Annotated in this window: 1 protein-coding gene; it reads right to left on the bottom strand. The window is 62.1% G+C overall.

The window, feature by feature from the left end:
* The coding region (locus tag CHB97_RS24470; protein ID WP_089290651.1) for an autotransporter-associated beta strand repeat-containing protein at positions 1 to 21,200 on the bottom strand (21,200 nt) is incomplete at its 3' end.
* Between the last annotated feature and the right edge of the window lie 322 nt (positions 21,201 to 21,522).

Here is a 21,522-nt window from a genome sequence, read left to right on the forward strand (position 1 = left end):
CTGCCCAGATTGCTGTCGGCACTGACATTCACCGTGCCGCCGGCGAAGGACGAGGTGCCGGTATAGCTGTTGGTCCCGCTCAGGGTCAGCGTGCCCAACCCGCTCTTGGTGAAATTGCCAGAGCCTGAAATGACACCGGACAGGGTCAAGGCATTGGCATTGCTGACCGTGCCGTGGTTGAGCCCCAGGCTGATGGCATTGTCGATGGTGACGCTGCTGCCTGTGACGGTCAGGGTGCCGCCATTCAGGGTCAAGCTGCCGCCCAGCAGATTGTCGTCACCCCCCACTGACAGAGAGCCGGCGGAGACGGTCATGGTACCGGTGCCGGTATTGGCTCCCGACAGGGTCAGCGCACCAGTCCCGGTCTTGGTCAGGTCGCCATCGCCGGAAATGATGCCCGACAGGGTGATGGAGTTGGCGTTGCTGACCGTGCCGTGGTTGAGCCCCAGGGTGATGGCATTATCGATGGTGACGCTGGTACCCGTGACGGTCAGGGTGCCGCCATTCAGGGTCAGTGTCCCCGTGCCCAGATTATCGTCGCCCGCGACCGACAGAATGCCATCCCGCAGAGTGGTGGTGCCGGTATAGGTGTTGGCGCCCGACAGGGTCAGGGTGTCGCCCCCGTCCTTAGTGAGGTCGCCGGAGCCGGAGATGATGCCGGACAGAGTCACGGCGTAGTCGTTGGTGATGGTGGAGGCCGACGAGAGGATGATGTTGTTGTCGATGGTGGCAGCGGAGGAGACAAGCAGCGTGCCGCCATCCAGTGTCACGTCGCCGCCGGTCAATTTGGCGTCGTCGGCCACGGACAGGGTGCCGCCCTGCACCGTGATGGTCGCGCTGGCGCCGCTGTTGGTTCCCGACAGGGTCAGCCGGGCATCGCCGGCCTTGACCAGCGCGCCGCTGCCGCTGATGGCACCGGAATAGGTGTAGTCGTTGACAGCGTTGTTGATGGTGAGGGTGTGGCCGTTCAGGTTCGTTCCACCACCGCTCCACAGGCCGCCGATGGTTTCATCGCCATCAAGGACCAGCGTGCCGCCGTTGGAAATCTCCGTGGTATCGGTGATGGCCGACCCGCCGCTCAGCCGCAGGGTGGCGCCCGATCCGATATAGGTGTTGCCGGTAAAGGTGTTGCTGCCAGACAGGGTGAGAGTACCGCCGCTGCCGGTCAAATTCAGGGCATGGGTGCTGGCGGTTTCCGAGATGACGCCGGAGAGCGTCACCGTCTTCGTGGATGAGACGTCAATAGTCGTGCTGGACTTGTCCAGGATGAAGTTGTTGGTCAGGGTCTGGTCGTTCGAGAAGCTGAGGGCGCCGTTTGTGACCGTCACGCTTCCCGTGCCGAAGGCCGTGTTGCTACCCACCGCCACCCAGCCATTGGTGATATCGAGGGTCGTCCCGCCGGTGAATGTGTTGTTGCCCGACAAGGCCAGCGTGCTGGCACCGGTCACTTTCAGCGCACCGGAACCGGAGATGATCCCCGAGAAGGTTCCGGTGCCACCGGTCGTATTGGTCAGGGTGCCGCCGTTGCTTTCCAGCGCGATATCATTGCTGATGGTGGCGGTGGTGAGCGTGGTCAAGCCGCCGCCATCCAGCGTGATTGTCCCGGCCATCAGGGCGTTGCCGGCACTTACCGCCAACGCGCCCCCCAGCACCGTGGCACCGCCGGTCAGACCTGTCCGGTTACTGGTGTTGGACAAGGTCAGCGTGCCCGAACCGCTCTTGGTGAGGGTCTGCGCACCGCCGGACAGCGCGCCGGACAGGGTGACGGCGGCGCTGTTGCTGATCGTGGCCGCACCCGACAGCGCGATGGCGTTGTCGATGGTGCTGGTCCCGGTGATGGACAGTGTGGCACCCGTTCCGAGGGTCAGGCCGCCGGCGCCCAGATTGCCGTCGGACGAAACCGACAGGGTGCCGCCCGTTACGCTCGTCGTTCCGGAATAGGAGTTCGTCGCCGACAGGGTCAGCGTGCCGGCACCCGCCTTTGTCAGGTTGCCGGAACCGATAATGACGCTGCTGATGGTGGCGGTGTCGCTGGTGCTGTTGGTGACGGTCAGCGTACCGGCCAGCGTGATCGTGCTGCCATCGATGGTCAGACCGCTGGCGCCGTCCAGGTCCAGCGTGTCGCCCGACCCAGCGGTCGCGGCGCTGCCCAGCGTGATGGTCGTATTGCCGGTCAATACAACCTTGATGGTGTCTGCCCCACTCTGGGCCGCGCCCCGTGCCAGCGCCTCGCGCAGGCTGAAGCCATCAACGGCGTCGCCATCGGAATCGTCGCTGTTGTCGTCAACATAAATCGTGTTGCTGGTGACGGTGACCGTGCCGATGGCGGTGTTGGTGGCCACGCGATCGGTCAGGGTCAGACGGATGGTCGCATCGCCATACGGCGTGTCGTTGCTGTAGCCGATATTGCGCACCAGCGTCTGGACCTGCGCCGTGGTCGCCGCGCTGTCGAAGGTCACCACCAGTCGCCCTGAGGCCGAAGTGTAGGCCCAGGTGGCAAATACGGTCGTACCGTCGGAAATTGTGCCGCTGCTGTCGGCTCCCTTGGTGATTGATCCGCCAGTTACACTCAGACCGGACAGGAAGCTGAACAGATCGTTGGCGTTGCCGTCGGCGGCGCCGCCACTGGTAACCCGCTCAATGGTGAGCGTGCCGCCGGACCAATTGCCTTCGATGTCGGTGACGAGGCTGCCGCCTGGATTGGCCAAGCCATTGGCGGCATCCGCCAGGGTTACGGTGCGGACGTTGCTCGCGGTTTCGCGGTTGAACGATACCAAGGCATCGTTGAAGAAGGACGCCACATAGACATTCTTACCATCCGCTGACACGGCCACCGAGTTGGCACCGATCAGTCCATCGACGCTGCTGGAGCCGCCATTGGTGATCATGCCCGCAAAGGTCAACGCACCTGTGCTCGGATTCCGCGTGAACGCTGCGAGGGCGTTGTCGCGCGAGCCGGCGACATAAACGCTCAGACCGTCCGCCGACATGGTCACGGACCTCGCTTCATTCAAACCATCGACACCGTTCTGGCCATCGACAAGCGCCGTGACATAGGTCAAGGCCCCGGTGTTGGAATCACGGCTGAACACGGCCAACGCGCTACTCACACTGCTGGCCACGTAAACATTCTTGCCGTCCGGGGAGACGGTTATTGATTGAGCACCATCCAACCCAATGACATTGTTGAGCCCATTCTTGATCGTTGTCGCAAAGGTCAACGCGCCGGTGCTGGCATCGCGGCTGAACACCGCTATTCCGTCAAAGAAATAGCTCGCCACATAGACATGCTTGTCATCCGGGGACACGGTGACCGAATAGGCACCCGACAGCCCGGCGACATTGTTGACATTGTTCTGGAGCACGCTGGCATAGGTCAGTGCCCCCGTGCTTGTGTCGCGGGTGAACACCGCCACGGCAGAATCGTTGAAGCCAGCCACATAGACGTTCTTACCATCCGCCGATATGGTGACTGACTGGGCGCCGTCCAGCCCATCCACATTATTGATCCCGTCCTTGAGAACGGTCGAGTAGGTCAAGGCACCGGTACTGGTATCGCGGTTGAAAACCGCCAGTGATTTGTCTGTGGAACTGGCCACGTAAACATTCTTGCCGTCCGCCGACACAACGACTGACTGGGCGCCATCCAACCCATCTACACTGTTGATCCCATCCTTGAAGACGGTCGAATAGGTCAGCACCCCCGTGGTGGTATCGCGGTTGAACACGACAAGGGACTTGTCGATTTGACCCGTCACATAGACATTTTTGCCATCCGCAGAGACCGTTACGGTCGTGGCGCCGTCCAATCCATCAACCCCGGCAACTCCATCCTTGAGCACGCCCGCATACGTCAGAGCCCCCGCGTCGATGCCCAAGCTCGGCGCCGCTTCGAAAACGCTCAGCATAAACTCGTTGCCGCCCGTGGTTTCGCCGGCATCGGTGGCGGCGTAATGGGCGGTGAACTCAACACCACTATTACCGGTGGGGGTCAGTCTGTCGCCCTCCGCCAGACTGGTGAAGGTGCCGACAATGGGGTCGGAGCCATCATTACTGATCAGATGGAACTTGGCGTCAAACGTTGGGGTATAGCTTAAGGTGGCAGAAATCACCGCATTGGTAACATCCACCGTACCATTGACCACCACCTGATCATACCCTGTGCCCGCCGTGGCGCCGGCGATATCCACCGCCAGGGTGCCGCCGGAAGCGATGGTCAGCCCGCCATTCAGAGTGAGCGTGCCGACACCATTGTTGGTGTCGGCGAGGCCCGGTGCCAGCGTGCCCCCACTGTTCACCGTCACCGCGCCCGTAATGCTGCCAGTGCCGGCCAGGGTGGCACCGCTATCGACGCCAACCGCACCGCTGCCATTCAGCGCTTCGGTAACGTTCAGCGTGCCAGCTGACACGGTGGTGGTGCCGGTGTAGCTGTTGGTGCCGGACAGCGTCAGCGTGCCGGCCCCGGTCTTGGTCAGATTGCCGCTGCCATCGACCGTGTTGCTCAAGGTCGCGCCAATGCCGGTGCCGACAGTGATGGTGGCGTTGGCCGCCAAGTCGATATAGTTGGCAAACGTGCCCGATGCGGCCAGATCCAGGGTGGTGCCGGCGGAGAAGGAAATCCCGCCGCTGCCCAGGGCGCCGACTGTGCCGGCGACAATCGTTCCCGCCGCCAGATCGGTACCGCCAACATAGCTGTTGGTGCCCGACAGGGTGAAGGTGCCGGTGCCCAGCTTCTTAATGCTGCCGCCGGTGGCCCCGGTAATAGTGCCACTGAAGGTGGTGCTGGTGTCGTCACCGCCGAAGGTCAACAGCGATCCGCCCAAAGCGACGGTACCGGCACCGGCCAGCGAGCCGATGGTGTCGTTGGCGGTGACGGTCAGGGTGGCATCCGCCGCCACGGTGACGGCACTGGTATCGGCCAACGCGCCTTCGCCGGCATTCAGGGTCAGGCCGCCAGCCGACACCGAAGTGCTGCCAGTATAGGTGTTGGTCCCGGTCAAGGTCAGGGTACCGGTACCGACCTTGGTGATACCGCTGGTGTTGGTCGAGGAAATGACACCGGAGAAGGTGGTGCTGGTATTGGCACCGCCAACCGTCAAGCCATAGGACAGGCTGACAGAGCCGGCCCCGGACAGCGAACCAATCGTCTCCGCACCGCCGGTCAGGCTAAGCGTGGCCCCGCTATCCACCGTTACCGCGCTGCTATCAGCAATCGAACTGCCGCCTGACAGCGCCAGTGTACCGGCGCTGACGGTGACGGCGCCCGAATGGGTGTTGGTGCCGGAGAGGGTCAGCGTGCCAGCGCCGGCCTTGGTCAATGCGCCCGTGCCCGAGACGATGCCCGACAGGGTGACGGCGGCGCTGGTATCCAGCCTGCCGCCAGAGCTGCCAATGGCGATATCCTTGGCGAATGTGCTGGCACTGGTGATCTTGAGAACCGCGCCGGCACCGTTCACGGTGATGGTACCGGTGCCCAGATTGTCGGCGCTCGCTACCGACAGGATGTTGCTGTTGGTGGAGGTGTTGCCGCCGCTGATGGTGGTGTTGGTGTAGGTGTTGGTACCCGAAAGGATGACCGCGCCGGTTCCCGAAGTGCCACCGATGGTCAGGCTGCCATTGCTGATCGCGCCACTGAAGGTGAGATCGACGTTGAGGCCGTTATCGATCGTGCGATCCGCCCCGCCCAGATCGACCGCGCCGGACAGGGTGAGGGCGTAGGAACCCGCCAGGGTCATGTTGCCGCCCAGCACCACGGCATTGGTCAGCGTGCGGGCCGCCAGACCGGCGCGGATCTTGCCGCCATTGATGGTCAGGGTGCCGGTGCCGGCGGCGCTGTCGGTATTGAACTGAAAAATACCGTTATTCAGCGTCGTGCCGCCAGTATGGGTGTTGGTACCCGACAGGGTCAGGACCTTGCTGGCATTGGTGCTGCTCACCGTCAGCTTGCCGTCGCCGCTGATGACACCCGACAGGGTTGCGCCGCCCGATGACATATCGATCGTGCCGCCGCTGCTGCCCAGGGAGATGGTTTTGGAATAGCCGATGTCCGTCGTGCCGGCCAGCGTGCCGCCATCCAGGGTCAGGCCCGAGGTGGTCGAGATCGAAGACCCGCCGACCGCCAGCGTGCCGCCCGTGATGCTGAGTGCGCCGGTCAGCGTGTTGGTGCCCGACAGGGTCAGTGTGCCCGCGCCCGTCTTGGTCAGGTTGCCGGAACCGGCAATGACGCTGCTGATGGTGGCGGTGTCGCTGGTGCTGTTGGTCACGGTCAGCGTGTAGCCCGACCCGATGGTCAGGGTGCTGCCGGCGATGGTTGCACCGCTGGCGGCGTCGGTATCGACTATCAGGCTTTCGTCGAGTGCCAGATTACCGGCCAGGGTCAGGGTCGTATTGGCGAAGGAGCCGGCCAGGACAAGGGTCTGGGTGCCGGTACTGTCCGCCGCCGCGATGGCCACGGCCTCGCTGAAGCTGATACCGTCGGTCACGTCGATGGTGGACGTATCGGTGGTGTTCGTTACATAAATCGTGTCGCTGGTGACGGTCACATCGGCCGTGGTCGATTCACCGCTGCCATCGGACAGGCTGAAGCGAATAATCGTGTCGCCGGTCGGCGTGTCGTTGCGATAGGTGATGCCACGGGTGACTTCCTGCACCAAGGCTGTGGTGGCATTGGCGTTGAAATTGATGGTCAGCACGCCGTTGCTATTGGTGTAACTGCCGATGGTCTGGCTGTTGGCGATCAGATCGGTGCCGTCGATGGTGATGCCCGACCCATCCAGGCTGAAACCGAACAGGTCGCTGGCCAGCGCATTGTCCTTGCGCTGAACGGTCAGGGTTGCGGCGTTCCAGTTGCCGGCCAGATCATTTTCCACGTCACTGACGGTCAGATTATTGGACGCATCCAGGCCAATGGTGCCCGCGACACCGGCCCAGGCGACGCTGTCACCGGACAGGTTAGTGATGACCGGCGCATTCTTGAACGGCGCGGTCAGGGTGAAATTATTCCCGGTACCGCCGGGGCCTGTGTAAGACGCCGTCAGTACCGTGCCATTACCGCTTGCGGTAATGGTGCCGGCTTCGGCTATGCCGGTGAAGGTGCCGGTGATGGCGTCGATGGTCGGCGTGGCATCATCATTGCTGATGATCACATATTGGGCCAGACTGCCGGCGGCATAAGAATGTGTGGCGGAAATCAGCCCACCGGTAACATCCACCGTGCCATTGACCACCACCTGATCATAACCTGTGCCCGCCGTGGCGCCAGCGATATCGACGGCCAGGGTGGCTTGGTTTTGTATCTGCAGATTACCATTGATGGTCAGCGTGCCGACGCCGTTATCGGTCCCGGCGACACCGGGGGCCAGGGTGGCGTTGCTGCCGATGGTCACCTGATTGGTTGAGTTGGCGGCAAAAATGCTGCCCGTGCCGCCCAGCGTTGTGCCGGTCTGCAAAGATACGGCGGATGTATTACCCAGTGAGCCGGTGACCAGCAAGGTACCGCCAGTGACACTTGTACTGCCTGTATAGGTACTGACGCCGCCCAGGGTCAGCGTGCCGTTGCCGGCCTTGGTCAAGGAATAGTCGCCGCCGATCGCCCCGCTGAGGGTCAGGCTGGCACCCGTACCCACGTCGATCCGGCTGGCGCCGCTCATTGTTACGGTGCCGCTAAGGGTGGCACTGCCGCTATCAACCCGCAACGCCCCGGTGGAGGAAATCCCGGTGCCGCGAATGGTGATGTTTTCAGCCACTGTCACGCCATCGGCCAGGGCCAGGGCGGTGTTGTTGAGGATGGTGGTGGTGCCGGTGGTGTCACCCAGCGCATTATTGTGCCCGACAATCACCGTGCCGCCGCCGGCGGCGGTTGAGAAGTCTCCGCTCCAGGCATTGTTATCGCCGGTCAGGGTCAGGGTGCCCGCGCTACCCTTGTACAGGGTATAATCACCGCTGATGACGCCGCTGATGGTCAGATTGCCGCCGGACGCGACATTAAAGCGGGAACTGGCCTCCAACGTTACGGTTCCGCTGATCGTGGCCGTACCATTGCCGATGATTGAGCCGCCACTGCCGACGCCATTCCCGCTCACAGAAAGATTTTCCGCCAGGGTGATGCCGTCAGCCACAGTGAGGGAAGCACCGCCGGTGATGGTGGTGCTAGTATTGGTGCCGCCCAGGGCGCTGTTATTCGCAACCGCCAGCGTACCGCTGGAGACGGTCGTCGCACCGGTATAGGTGTTGGCCCCGCTTAGCGTAAAGATGTTGGCACCGCTTTTGACCAAGGCCCCCGCCCCGGAAATGATGCCGGAGAAAGTGCCTGAGGCAGCCGTCGTATCCACCGTCAGGGTGCTGCTGCCCAATGTCACATTCCCGGCACCGGTCAGCGTACCGATGGTTACATCGTTGCTGATCGCCAGGGTGGCGTCGGCGGAGACCGAAACAGCGCTGGTATTGGCAATGGCACTCCCGCCGCTGACGGTCAGCGTGCCAGCGGAAATGGTGGTGGCGCCGGTGCGGGTGTTGTTGCCCGACAGGATGAGTGTGCCGTCCCCGGTTTTGGTCAGCCCCTTATTGCCGCCAGCAATCACGCTCGAAATGGTGGCGGTGTCACTGGTGCCGTTGCTGATGCTCAGCGTGCCGCCCAGGGTCAGCGTGCTGCCGGCGATGGTCAGGCCATTGGCCCCATCCAGGTCCAGCGTGTCGCCCGCACCGGCGGTCACACCGCTGCCCAGGGTGATGGTCTGATTATCGGCGAGGAGCACCTTGATTGTATCGGCCCCGGTTCGCGTCACGCCAAGGGCCAACGCCTCGCGCAGGCTGAAGCCGTCGGCGGCATCGCCATCGGCATCGTCGCTGGTTCTGTCGACATAGATCAGGTCGCTGGTCACCGTCACATCGGCGGTGCTGCTTAAGCTGCCGTTGCTGGAGGTCACGCGCAGGGTTACATCGCCATAGGGCGTGGCGTTGCTATAGGTGATGCGCTGTGCCACCTGCTGCACCAGTGCCGTCGTGGCGGGTGTTTGGGCGCTGTTAAAGGTGACGGTCAGCACACCGCCGCTGTTGCTGATTGTGGCGAAGGCTTGGCCGCCCGTTGTACGGAGCGTGGTGCCATCCAATACAAAATCGGCACCGACCGTATCAAAAGCGAATACGTCATTAGCGGTGGCGTCCACCACCCCGTTGGTGAAACGCTGCACCGACAGGGTGACGCCGCTCCAATTGCCCTCGCCATTATTCAGGGCATCCAGCGTTGCATCGGTGGCGACCAGTGCCGTGCCGCTGTCCAGCCGCACGGGGTTGGCGCTATCCAGCGCAACCGTATCGCCGTCAAGGTTGGTCAGGGTCGGAACAGAGCCGAGATATTGAATCTCGACATCATTGCCATCACCGCCGGCATAAGTGATGGTGAACGTGCCGCCACCCGAGGTGAACGTGTCGCCTTCCGCCAGACCGGCAAAGGTGCCGGTGATCGTGCCGCTGCTGGCTTTGTCGATGATCCTGTAGGTTGTGTTCGCGGTCGGTGTGCCGGTAATCGAGAGCGACAGCGTCGCCCCGGTGATATCGACGGAACCCGATGCCTGCAACTGGTCATAGTCGGTGCCGGCGGTAGTGCCCGCGCCGGCAATTTCAACCGCGAAGGTCGAGCCGCTGCTGAGTGTCACTGCGTTGCTGGCGGTAATGATACCGGGGCTGTTGCCGGGAGACAGCGTGCCGCCGCTATTGACCGTGAGAATGCCCGAAATGGTGTTATTGCCGCCCAGGGTGGCGCCGCTGGCGACCGTCGTGCCTGCGGTGACGCCAAAACTATTGTCATTGATCAGCAGAGTCCCGGCGTTAACGGCCAGGCTGCTACCGAGAGATGCGCCACTTGTGTTCAGGGTCAACGTGCCGGCGCCGGCCTTGGTCACCGCTGAATTGGTGGATGAGAAGCCCCCCGACAGGGTCGCCGCGCCACTGGTTGCGACCGAAATGGTCGCCGCCCCGGTGAAGGACACGGCATTATCGATCGTTGCCGTTGTGCCGGTCAGCAGCAGAGTGGTGCCGCTGGCCAGAGTAATCTGGCCGCTGCCCAGATTGGCATCGGCGCCCACGCTCAGCGTGCCGCTGCTCAGTGTTGTTGTGGTGTAGCTGTTGGTGCCGCCCAGCACGACGGTGCCGGCCCCGACCTTGTTCAGGGCAAAATTGCCGGAAATATTGCCGGTGATGGTCAGCGTATCGGTGCCGACATAGGCGCCGATATCCGTATTGGCCGCCAGGGTGATATTGCCCGTCACCGTGGCCGAGGCGTTGCCTTCATTGACCTTCAGCGCACCGAACCCGGAATTGACGCCAATGCCGCTCAGGGTCAGGTCGTCGGCGATGGTGATGCCATTGCCCAGGCGCAGGGTGGTGCCGTTGGCCACGGTCGTGCCGCCGGCCGATGTGCCCAGCGCGTTGCTGTGCAGGGCGATGATGACGCCGCTGCTCAGCGTCGTGGTCCCGGTATAGGTGTTGTTGCCTGACAGGGTCAGGGCGCTGCTGCCGGTCTTGGTCAGATTACCCGCGCCGCTGATCACACCGGACAGGGTCAAGGTGCCGGCGGTGTTGATCGTGCTGTCCGCCGCGATGGCGATGTCCTTGGTCAGGGTGGTGGCGCTGGTCACACCCAGTGTGCCGCCGTTCAGCACCAGCCCGCCAAAGCCCAGATTAAGGTTGTCGGAAATTTGCAAGGTGCCGGCAGAGGCCATGACGTCGCCGGTCAGGGTATTGCTGCCATTCAGCACCAGGGTACCGGTGCCCAGTTTTTGCACGGTACCGGCGCCAGAGATGACGCCGCTGATGGTTAGCGTCCCTGTGCCATCAACGCTAATCGACGACGGGGTCGGATCACCCGTATTATCGCTGATGACAATATTGTTCGTCAGCGTAAAGGCCGATGATGCCGCCGTGGACAGGGTGGTGGAGGCGTCTGCGTGGCCATCCTCCAGCGTCACCGTCCCGGTACCCAGACTGTTGGCCCCGGCAATCTGCACCGTGCCGCGCCGGATGGTGGTGCCACCGCTATAGGTGTTGTTGCCGGTCAGCACCAGCGTGCCAAGGGCCACTTTCGCCAACATACCCGTGCCGGAAATAACGCCCGACAGGGTTAAAGTGTCGGTCAGCGAGATGGTCCCGTTATCATCGTCCAATACAATGGCATTATCGATGGTATGGGTGCCGCTGCTCGACAACGTGCCGCCATTCAAAGTCAGCGTGCCGGCGCTCAACTGATCATCGTTGGTGATGGTCAGCGTACCGGCAAGCACCGTAATGCCGCCGCTCATCGCGGCTTCGTTGCCGGTGTTGGATAAGGTTAGAGTCCCGCTGCCGGTTTTGTTCAGCGTACCACCCCCCGACAACAGCCCCGAAATGGTCAGGTTGCCGCTGTTCGAAAGGGTGCCATGATTGGCAGTGACGGTCACCGCATTGGTCAGCGTGGCGGTAGAGCCGGTATAGGACAGCGTGCCGCCATCCAGCGTAATCGTGCCCGTGCCCAGGCTGCCGACAGCGCCAGCGCTCACCGTGCCGGCGGATATGGTCAGGCCGCCGTCAAAGGTGTTGGTGGCGTTCGACAACTCCAGCGTACCAGCGCCGACCTTAGTCAGCCTAAAGCTGCCGCTATCATCGGTAATCAGACCACTAATGGTAAAGGTGGAGCCCGTGGTCACTCCGATAGAGCTATTTGCATTGAGGGTGACGGTGCCTGAAACGGAAGAGCCCTCACCGCCCACCAACGCGCCGGCATTGCCAACGCCCGTGCCAACGAGGACCAGGCTTTCAGCAATCGCGACCGAATCTGCTACCCGCAGCGTTGCGCCGTTGCGTACCTCGGTAACGCCATCAGTGGTGCCCAGGGCACTGGCATTCGCAACAACCAGGGTGCCGGCCTCAACGATGGTGGCGTCGTTGTACGTGTTGTTGCCGGACAATATGACCGTACCGGCATCGAATTTGCTCAAGGCGTTGTCGGTGCCGCTGATCACCCCGCTGATGGTGAAGGTGTTGCCCGAGGTGGCGGCGACTGATGCGCCCCCAGCGCCCAGGGTGATGTTGCCGGCCATCTCTGCGCCATCGCCGCCCACCAGCGCGCCTTGGTCATCAACCCCGGTACCGGTGATGTTCACCGCCTCTGACAGGGTGATGCCGGCATTGATCTTCAGCGTAGCGCCATCCTGAACCGTGTTGGTGCCGCTGGTTGAACCCAAAGCATTGGCATGGGCCACAACCACAGTACCCGTACTGACGGTGAAATTACCGTCAAACGTATTATTGCCGCTGAGAATAACCGTGCCGTCACCGCTCGCCATCAGGCCGAAGCTCGCGCTGCCATCGCTGATAATGCCGGAAAGCATCAGGCTGCTGTTGCTGCCAAACGGAAGCAGTTGAGAATTGCCGGTCAGCGTTATGCTGCCGCTGGCCGTGGCGGTGCCATTTTGAACAACCCCCACACCACCGCCGGCAAGGGTCAGGTCTTCGGCCAGCGTAATGCCGTTGGCCAATAGCAGCTCGGCGTTCGTGTTGACGCTGGTGCCACCATCCAGGAACGAGATGTTGGCGCCCAGCGCGTTAGCATGCCCAACAACAAGGCTACCGGCGGAAACAGTGGTGTGACCACTATAGCTGTTGTCACCCGTCAGGGTCAGTGAGCCCGCACCGTCTTTGATCAACGAGCCGATGCCAGAAATAGCACCAGACAGCGTAACAGCTGCGCCGCTGCCAACACTGACCGTTGAGGCAGCGCTCAGGCTGAACACATTCGCCAGGGTGGCGTTGCCGGTAATCTCCAGCGTCGATGTACCCATCGTCCAGATATCGCCGGTGCCAATATTGCTGCTGCCGGCGATGCTCACCGCGCCGCCAAACAGCATCAGGCGGCCTGAATAGCTGGTGTTGGTACCGGTCAGGGTCAGTTTGCCACTGCCCTCTTTCGTCAAACCTCCGCTGCCCGACAAAGCGCCGCCAAAGGTGAAATCACTGCTATTATTGCGGCCAATGACGCTGGAACTGTTGCTGGTCACCACCACGCTGCCGGTGCCGGTCAGCGACTTCAGTGCAATGCCGCTGTCCAGGGTCAGGGTCGCGCCGGACGCCACGGAAACAGCGTTTTCGCCATCGGCCAGATAGCCCCCGTTGGTCAAGGTCAGCCCGCCGGCCGACAGGGTAACGGCACCGGTAAAGCTGTTTTGGCCCGACAGCGTCAGCGTGCTGCTGCCCGTCTTGGTCAGCCCGCCCGTGCCGCTCATGATACCGGAGAAGGTGGTATCGGTGCTGCCGCTCGAGGTCAGGGTATAGCTGCCCAGCGTCACATTGCCGGCACCCGACAGGCCGCCTCCAAGGGTCAAGTTACCGGTCACATTCAGCGTGGCACCGGAGTCCACGACCACGCCACCATCCAGGTTGCCACGCGCGGCGAGTGTGCCCGCCGCCACGGTAATCGTGCCGGGGAAGCTATCGCTGGTATAGGTCAGGGCCAGCGTGCCGTCGCCGGATTTGGTAAAGCCATTGCTGCTCGATATATCGTTGGACAGTGTCAGGGTGTTGCCGGTGGCGACATTGATGGTGCTGCCGGTCGCGGCGATATCAACCGAGCCGCCGAAGGTGAGATCGGTGGTGACCGACAAGGTACCGCCGCTCAGCGCCAGAATCCCTGGGCCATCGTCGCCGCCCGCCAGGGCATTGGCACTCGCTGCGACCAGCGTTCCTGCGCTGATGTCTATCGTGCTTTCAAGCTCGTTCGCCCCGCTGAGCGTCACCGTGCCTGCGCCGACTTTTTTGAACGGGTTGTTGCCATTGCTGTAGATGGTGTTGGCCAGCGTCAGGTTGGTACCCGCAGCGCCGCCAACATTCACGGTGCCACCCAGCAGGTTGATTTCGCCATTAACCCGCGTGCTGACACCACCAATCAGCGCGCCGGCATTGCCAACCCCGGTGCCGCGCAGTGTGATGTCCTCTGCGACCGTCACATTATCGGCCAGCTTCAGCGATGCGCCGCTGTTGACGGTTGTGGTGCCAGAACCGCCGCCCAGGGCGTTATTGTGCCCCGCCACCAGCGTACCGGCGGAAACGGTGATCGCACCTTCAAGATCAAGATTACTGGCGGACAGGGTCAGTTGTGCTGTGCCCGCCTTTGTCAGGGTGTAAGCAGCCCCCCCATAGAACCCGCCGGAAATGGTGGCGTCGCCGGTGGTGGTGATGGTGGCGCTGGCATTCACGAAGACGTCGCCGGTCAGCGTTCCGCCCGCCAGCGACAGGTTGCCGCCGGACAGCTCCAGAGTGCTGCTGATCATGCCGCCATCAGCCAGGGCCAATGTGCCCGACGAGACAACATAACCAACCGTGGGGTTGGCGGATGTCATGCCCAACGCCAGCGTGCCGGCACCCGTTTTGGTCAGGACAGTATGGCTGCCACCCAGGCTGGTGGCCGACAGGGTCAGGGTCACCCCGGTAGCGACATTGAAGGTGCCGAGGCCTATAAACATGACGTCATTGTCGACGGTGGTCGTGTCCGTGGCGATCAGGGTGCCGCCATCGAACTTCAAGGTCCCTTGGGACAGCGCATCATCAGCGGCAATAGACAGCGAGCCAGCGCTCAGCGTGATGGCACCCGACCAGCCAGCCTCGTTATCGGTATTGCTCAGGGTCAGCGTGCCGGTGCCGGCCTTGGTCAGATCGCCGGTGCCCGACAGGACGCCGGACAGGGTGACCGCGCCGCTATTGGTGATGGTGGCGGCACCATTAAACGCAATGGCATTGTCGATTGTGGTGGCGCCCGTAACGGCCAAGGTGGTGCCCGCAGCCAGCGAGATCGCGCCGCCGACATTGGAATCCAGGGTACCGTTACTGTTCTGCGTCCAGGAGGCGCCCAGCGCGGCATCGGACGACACGCTCAGCGTGCCCGCCGAAACGGTCGTGTTGCCCTTATAAAGGTTGGTGCCCGACAGCACCAGGGTGCCGGCGCCCGTCTTGGTCAACCCGCCGGCTGCACCAACGTCAATGCCTTCATTGTCGCCGATCTGGCCGGATACGGTCAGGGTCGAACCGGTGGCGACATCAACATTCAGCGTGGAGAACAGCTTCTGGATCTTGCCGGTAAAGCTGTTATTGCCGCCGAGATTGCTGATGCCACCGCCAAAGAAGTCGAAAATATTCTCGCCGGTGATGGTAACGCCGCCCTGCAGGGCCACCGTGCCACCATTGACCTCGGTGATACCCTGCGACGTGTCACCCAGCGCCAGGTTGTTGGCCAGCACCAGGGTGCCCGCCTGCACGAACACCGCATCCTTGAAGGTATTGGCACCCGACAGCACCACGGTGCCCGCATTGCTGCCGTCGCCAAAATGCAGGTCGTAACTGCTGCCAGTGCCCGACCCGCCACCGGAGATGATGCCGCTCAGCGTCAAGGTGGTGCCGTTGGCGGCCAGCACGTTGACGACGCCCATGCTGGAATGGTCAATAGTGCCGCTCAGCGTATTGTCGCCGGCGATGTTCAGCAGTTGGCCGGTGCTGTTGCTGGTATCGAGCACGATGTTTTCGGCAACAGTCACCCCACCGGAAACGCCCAGCTTTGCGCCGCCCGACACGGTGGTGGTGCCTGTAGTGCTGCCCAGGGCGTTGGCGTGCCCCGCGACCAGCGTACCGGCGGAAACGGTGATCGCACCTTGAAGATCAATATTGTCGCCGGACAGCGTCAGTTGTGCCGTGCCCGCCTTGGTCAGGCTGGCAGCCCCCCCCCCCACGAAGTAGCCCGAAATGGTGGCGTCGCCCGTGGTGGTGATGGTGGCGCTGGCACTCAGTGCAATGTTGGCAGCTACGGTTCCGCCCGCCAGCGACAGGTTGCCGCCAGATAGGGTCAGAGTGCCAACGATGATGTCACCAGTCGTCGCGGCCAGCGTGCCTGACGTGACATCATACTCAATCGCGGGGTTGACAGTGATCATGCCCAGCGCCAGCGTGCCGGCACCCGATTTGGTCAGCAGGCCACCGCCGCCGCCCATACCGGTGGCCGACAGGGTCAGGGTTATCCCGGTATCGACATTGATGGTGCCATTGCCATTGGTCATGGCCGTGGTACCCACCCACACCGCATTGTCGATGGTGGTGTTGCCGGTTGCGGCCAGGGTGCCGCCGTTGAACTTCAAGGTTCCGCTGGACAGCGCATCATCATCGGCAATCGACAGCGAGCCAGCGGTCAGCGTGATGGCGCCCGACCAGACCGCTTCATTGCCGGTATTGCTCAGGGTCAGTTTGCCCGCCCCAGTTTTGGTCAGCCCACCGGTACCCGAGACGGTGCCGGAGAAGGTGACGTCGGCAGCGGTTTCGATGGTGGCGTCGCCGGTGAAGGTGACGCTTTGTCCAAAGGTCGCGGCGTTGCTGAAGACAAGCGTGCCGCCGGACAGCGTCAGCCCCCCGTAGCCGAGGGTTTCGTGTTCCGGCTGGGCAAAGGCGGCGTAGAGCGTGCCGTTGCTGATCGTCACGCCGCCGCCGAGACCATCGTTGTTGGCGGACAGGGTCAGGCTGCCGCCGCCGGTCTTGGTCAGCCGCCCTTCGCCGCCGACTTGGTTCGACAGGGTCAGGTGCCCGCTGCCGGTCTGGTTGAAGGTGGCGCCGTCGCCCTCGATCGCGAATGTGTTGGTGAGTGTGATGGTGTTCCCGCCTGTGGCGAAGATGACACCGCCGCTGAGGGCGACATTGTCGGTGCCGAGGTTGGTGGCGGAACTGATCTGCAGCGTGCCGGCGGTCGCCGTGATGGTGGATAGGCCGGTACCGTCCGTGTTGTTGGTGCCGCTCAGCACCAGCGTACCGGCGCCGGTCTTGGTCAGGTTGCCGGAGGTACCGCTCAGATTGCCGCTGAGCGTGACACGGGTGCCGGTGCCGACACTGACAGTGCCATTGCCGGTGAAGCTGACGGCATTGTCGATGGTGGTGTCGCTGGTGACGGCCAGGGTGCTGCCATCCGCCAGGGTGATTGCACCGCTGCCCAGATTGCTGTCAGACGCAACCGAAAGCGTGCCGGCGGAAACGTTGATCTCGCCGCCATAAGAAGAGTTGTTGCCGGTCAGGGTCAGTTGCGCCGTGCCGGCCGTGGTCAAGTCGGCAGAACCGCTGATGGGGCCCGAAATGGTCGCATCGCCTGTGACGGAGATGGTGCTGTTATCGTCAACCGCAATTTCCGCCCCCAGCGTCCCGCCCGCCAGCGACAAGGTGCCGCCATTCAGGGTCAAGCTGTTGAAGGTGCCCAGCGCGCTGCCGGGATTGGTCAGGGCCAGGGTACCTTCGGTAACCCTGTAAGCAACATTCTGATTGGCAGAGGTCATGCCCAGCACCAGCGTGCCGGCCCCAACCTTTTCCAACGCACCGCCGCCACCGCTGATGATGGACGCCGACAGCGTGAGTGCCGCGCCGACATCAACATCAATGGTGCCATTGCCGTTGAACATGTTAGTCAGACCCATCGACACGGCATTGTCGATGGTGGTCGTGCCGGTGACGTTCAGCCTGCCGCCATTGAACAGCAGCGAACCGCTGGACAGCGCATCATCAGCGGCAATCGACAGCGTGCCTTCGGTCAGGGTGATGTTGCCCGACCAGCCAGCCTCGTTACCGGTATTGCCCAGGGTCAGCGTGCCCGCCCCGGTTTTGGTCAGCCCACCGCTGCCGCTGATCAAACCAGACAGGGCAACATTAGCACCCGCATTGACCGTGGCGCCATTGCTGCCCAGGGTGATGGCGTTGTCGATGGTGGTCGCACCGGTGACGGCCAGAACCGCGTCGCTGGCATCCAGGGTTAGCGCGCCCGACAGCAGATTGGCATCGCTGGCCACAGAAAGGGTGCCGCCGCCGACAGTCATGCTGCCGCTGCCGGTCTGTGTGCCAGAGAGGGTCAGCGTGCCTTCGCCGTACTTGGTGAAACCGCCGCTGCCGCCAAGGGCGCTGGCGATGGTCAGGGTATTGCCGGTTTCGTTATAAAATACCTGCGTGGTGCCGGCGCCGAAGGTGATGGTGCTGCCGGTCAGGGTCAGGCCACTGGTGAGAGTGGCATCAAATATCAGATTCTCACTGATGGTAATATTGCCAGCCAGGGAAATGGTCTGGTTGGCGAGATTGCTGGCGAACATAAGATACTGTTCACCCGTGGTGTCAGCGGCGGCAATGGCAATCGCCTCACTGAAACTCACACCATCGGTCAGATCAATCGTCGTCGTGTCGGTGGCGTTATCGATGTAAATGGTATTATTATTCACCGTGGTGGTCACGCTGGTGCTGTTGCTGGCCGCATCGGTCAGCGTGATGGTCAGCGGCGTGTTGCCATAGGGCTTCGCGTTCTCGTATTTGATGCCGTTTAAAACATTGCCGATCAACGTGGCAGTGGCGCTGCTGTTGAAGGTGATGGTCAGTACATTGCCATTCGTGTTGTAGGTGGCAAAATTGACGCCACCCGGTGATGAGGTCAAGGTTCCGGCGGCCGCCGAAAAATAAGCGCTGCTTAAGCTGAACTCGTCTGTGCTCAACGCACCGCCGGTGCGCTGCACCACCAGCTTGGCCCCATTCCAATCATTCTGCGCATCGCTGACGGTGGCAAGAGTCGAAAAATTGTCAATAAAGGTAGATGTCGTCCCAGACGTCTCGCTGACATCGCCATCCAGGCCGCTGATGACCGGTGCGTTGGCGTTGATGTCATCATTTACAAGGGTGCCGGTCGCCGTGGCACGGGCAATCGTGGCGTTGGTGGCGCCGGAAAGGTTGATGGAGAAGGTCTCGTCGGATTCGACATCGGTGTCCTCACCGATGAGGACGTCGAAGGTCTTGCTGGTCTCGCCGGGGGCGAAGGTCAGGATGCCGCTGTCGTTAGCATAGTCCTCGCCAGATAAGGCCGTACCGTCGGCGGTTGCCCAGTTCACTGTCACCGTCTTGCTCGATGCAGCGCTGAGTGTGACCGTGAAGGTCATGTAGTGGGTACTGCCATTCCCCTCTGCCTCAGTGACGTCGGCGATGGAAAGGGTGGGGGCTGCGTCGTCATCGGTGATGGTGACGGTGGCCTCGGCAGTGCCGTTTTCCGTTGCCCCCCCCCCGCCGCTGACCGCCGTGATCTCGATGATCGCCGTCTCATCCACCTCATCCAGGGTATCCTGCACCGCGGTCAGCGTGGCCGTGCCCGTGGTCTGCCCTGCCAGGATGGTAATGGAGGTGGAGGAGAGGGTGAAATCGTCGGTCAGGGTGGCCGTGCTGGTCGATTTGCGACCGATGGTCACCACCGTGTCACTGCTGGCCGCCGCGCTCAACGTTGCGGTGATCGTGGAGGTGCCGGCTGCTTCCGCAACAGTGGCATTATTGACCGACAGGCTGACGGTGGGGGCCGTGGTGGTGAAATTATAGCTGGTATCATCGCTGATGGCGGCGAGGTTGTTGCCAGCGGTGTCCTTGATGCTGCCGGCGTCGAACCGCACGCTGTACTGGGTGCCCGCCAGCAGGTTGCCACTCGGGTTGAGCGTCAGCTTGTCGCCGCTGATCGTCAGCGTCGAACCGTTGGAGCCGGTCACTGTGCCGCTGTTGATAGTGCTGACGTCAAACGTCTCGGCGTTCTGGCCCTGGGTGGCGTTGCGCAGGGTGATGGTGCCGGAGGTGCCGAACTGCACATTCTCGCTGAAATCCACGACAATATCAGCGCCCACCGCCACGTTGGTGGCATTGTCGATCGGCGTGGAATTGGCACCGTCCAGCGTGGGGGCAGTGCTGTCGCTGCCCGCCGGATCGTCCAGGACGATTGAATTCAATCCGATATAGAGCTGACTGCTATCGGTTGAAACAATGCGTATTTCATCAATGTTTCCGAATATGGCCGGATCCAAATCCGTTGATGCCTGCGAAATGACCTTTGTCATCTCAGGATAGGTTGGTGCACCGGCTTGTTCTATTTCCGCGGTCTCACCGACCTGTACGCCATCATTATATGCAACGATTTTGTATTTTTGCGTAAAATCGCCGCTGCCGTTAATTATAGTTATGGACTTTAAATTGAAATTATTGGCAGAGTTTGTGCTTTTGATGATCCATGCATCCTCGCCAACCGCCCCACCGCCATTGCCACCGCTGTAAGTTGTTAATCCGCCCTTGTTGATGGCTTCCGATGAATCGCTGGCCGCCGAATAGATTGTGTGTCCGCCTGCCGTGCCGTCCGGCTGTCCCGTGAAAATGGTAATATTGTCGGAGACATTGGTCGATCCGCCTTCGCCATCGGTTGCGTCCGTACCAAGATCATCAACAGTGCCACTCGCCGGGGTGAACGTCACCGTGCGTTCGGCCAGCAGCCCTGAATAGGTTGAAAAGGCCAGAGAGTTGGTTTCCAACTGCCCGCTGGCAACCTCCAATGACCAATCGCCCCCGCGGCCAACAGCACCGGTCAAGTCGTTGGATGCCGCGACGTCAGCGCCACTGGCGTGGGACAGCACGTCGATCAGCGCTCTGCCCTCGCCGGTTGCCACTTGGCAGCCGTACAGCAGCAGGTCACCGGTCTCGGTCAATGCGGCGCCAATTTGCGCCAGATCACCCGCGCGGGCTTCCGCCATCGTTGTGTTCAACGTCAGCGTGCCCAGCTGGACTTGCCCTTCCGAGCCATGGCTCAACACATGAATCGCGTCATAGCCACTCTTGCCCTCAGCCCATGCAGCCATCTGGGCAAGGCCATCCTTGCTGCCATCCAGCAGCACCACTTCCACCCCGTCCTTCACCCCGTCGCGCAGGGTCTGCCAGTCGGCGACCGAGGTGTCGATGAAGGCAACTTCCTTACGGTCGGATGCAGGACTACCACTGATGCTTTCCGCCGTGGCCACCGGGGTGGGGGCAGGGGCCGTTTCGGCGGGGGCGGCGGCGGCAGGGGCGGCTGCGGGGGGCGGTTCAACCGGATTATGCGCCGTGGCGGCTTTGCTGTCCGCGTCGCGCAGGGCGCTGGCGGCATCGGCAGCGTGATCATGCTGCGGTTCTGTCACCTGCTGTGCGGCTGACAGAGTCAGGGCGTCGGCGGCGGTGGCCACCGCCGCCGCATCAAACATGATGCGCGGTTCCAGCGACAGTTCCTGACGGCGACGGCGTCCCTTCTTCGGCGGTTCCGCCGTCGCCTGTACGACGATTTCGGTCCCTTCCTGCTGAGAGATGGTCTTCGTCTTCGACTTGCCGCTGCGAACCTTGCCGGTCATTCCCCGCCCCTTACTCGCCCAAAATTGCGAAAATCCGTCACCCCCAAAAAGGGAAGGCGGAAGTTAAACTGTGTGCGTGCTGACATTAACAGCAACTGTAAATGCGTTAACACACACCTATCATTTCTAAAAAATATCGCTAACCCCGTCACAAGACCAGTCAGTTTTTTTTATTTTTATAGTCTTGCCTGTCGTGGGAGTTGCGCATGGACCTCGCCAGAGGTGCACGCTTTCATGATTCCCGCTGGTTTTGACCGATATATGGTTGTCCTGCTGGCGGAAGTGCCGTGGCGGGCAGGGCAGCATGGTTAAGGAGAGGTCT

Origin of the sequence: Azospirillum sp. RU38E, assembly GCF_900188385.1 — a bacterium.
Lineage (GTDB): Bacteria > Pseudomonadota > Alphaproteobacteria > Azospirillales > Azospirillaceae > Niveispirillum.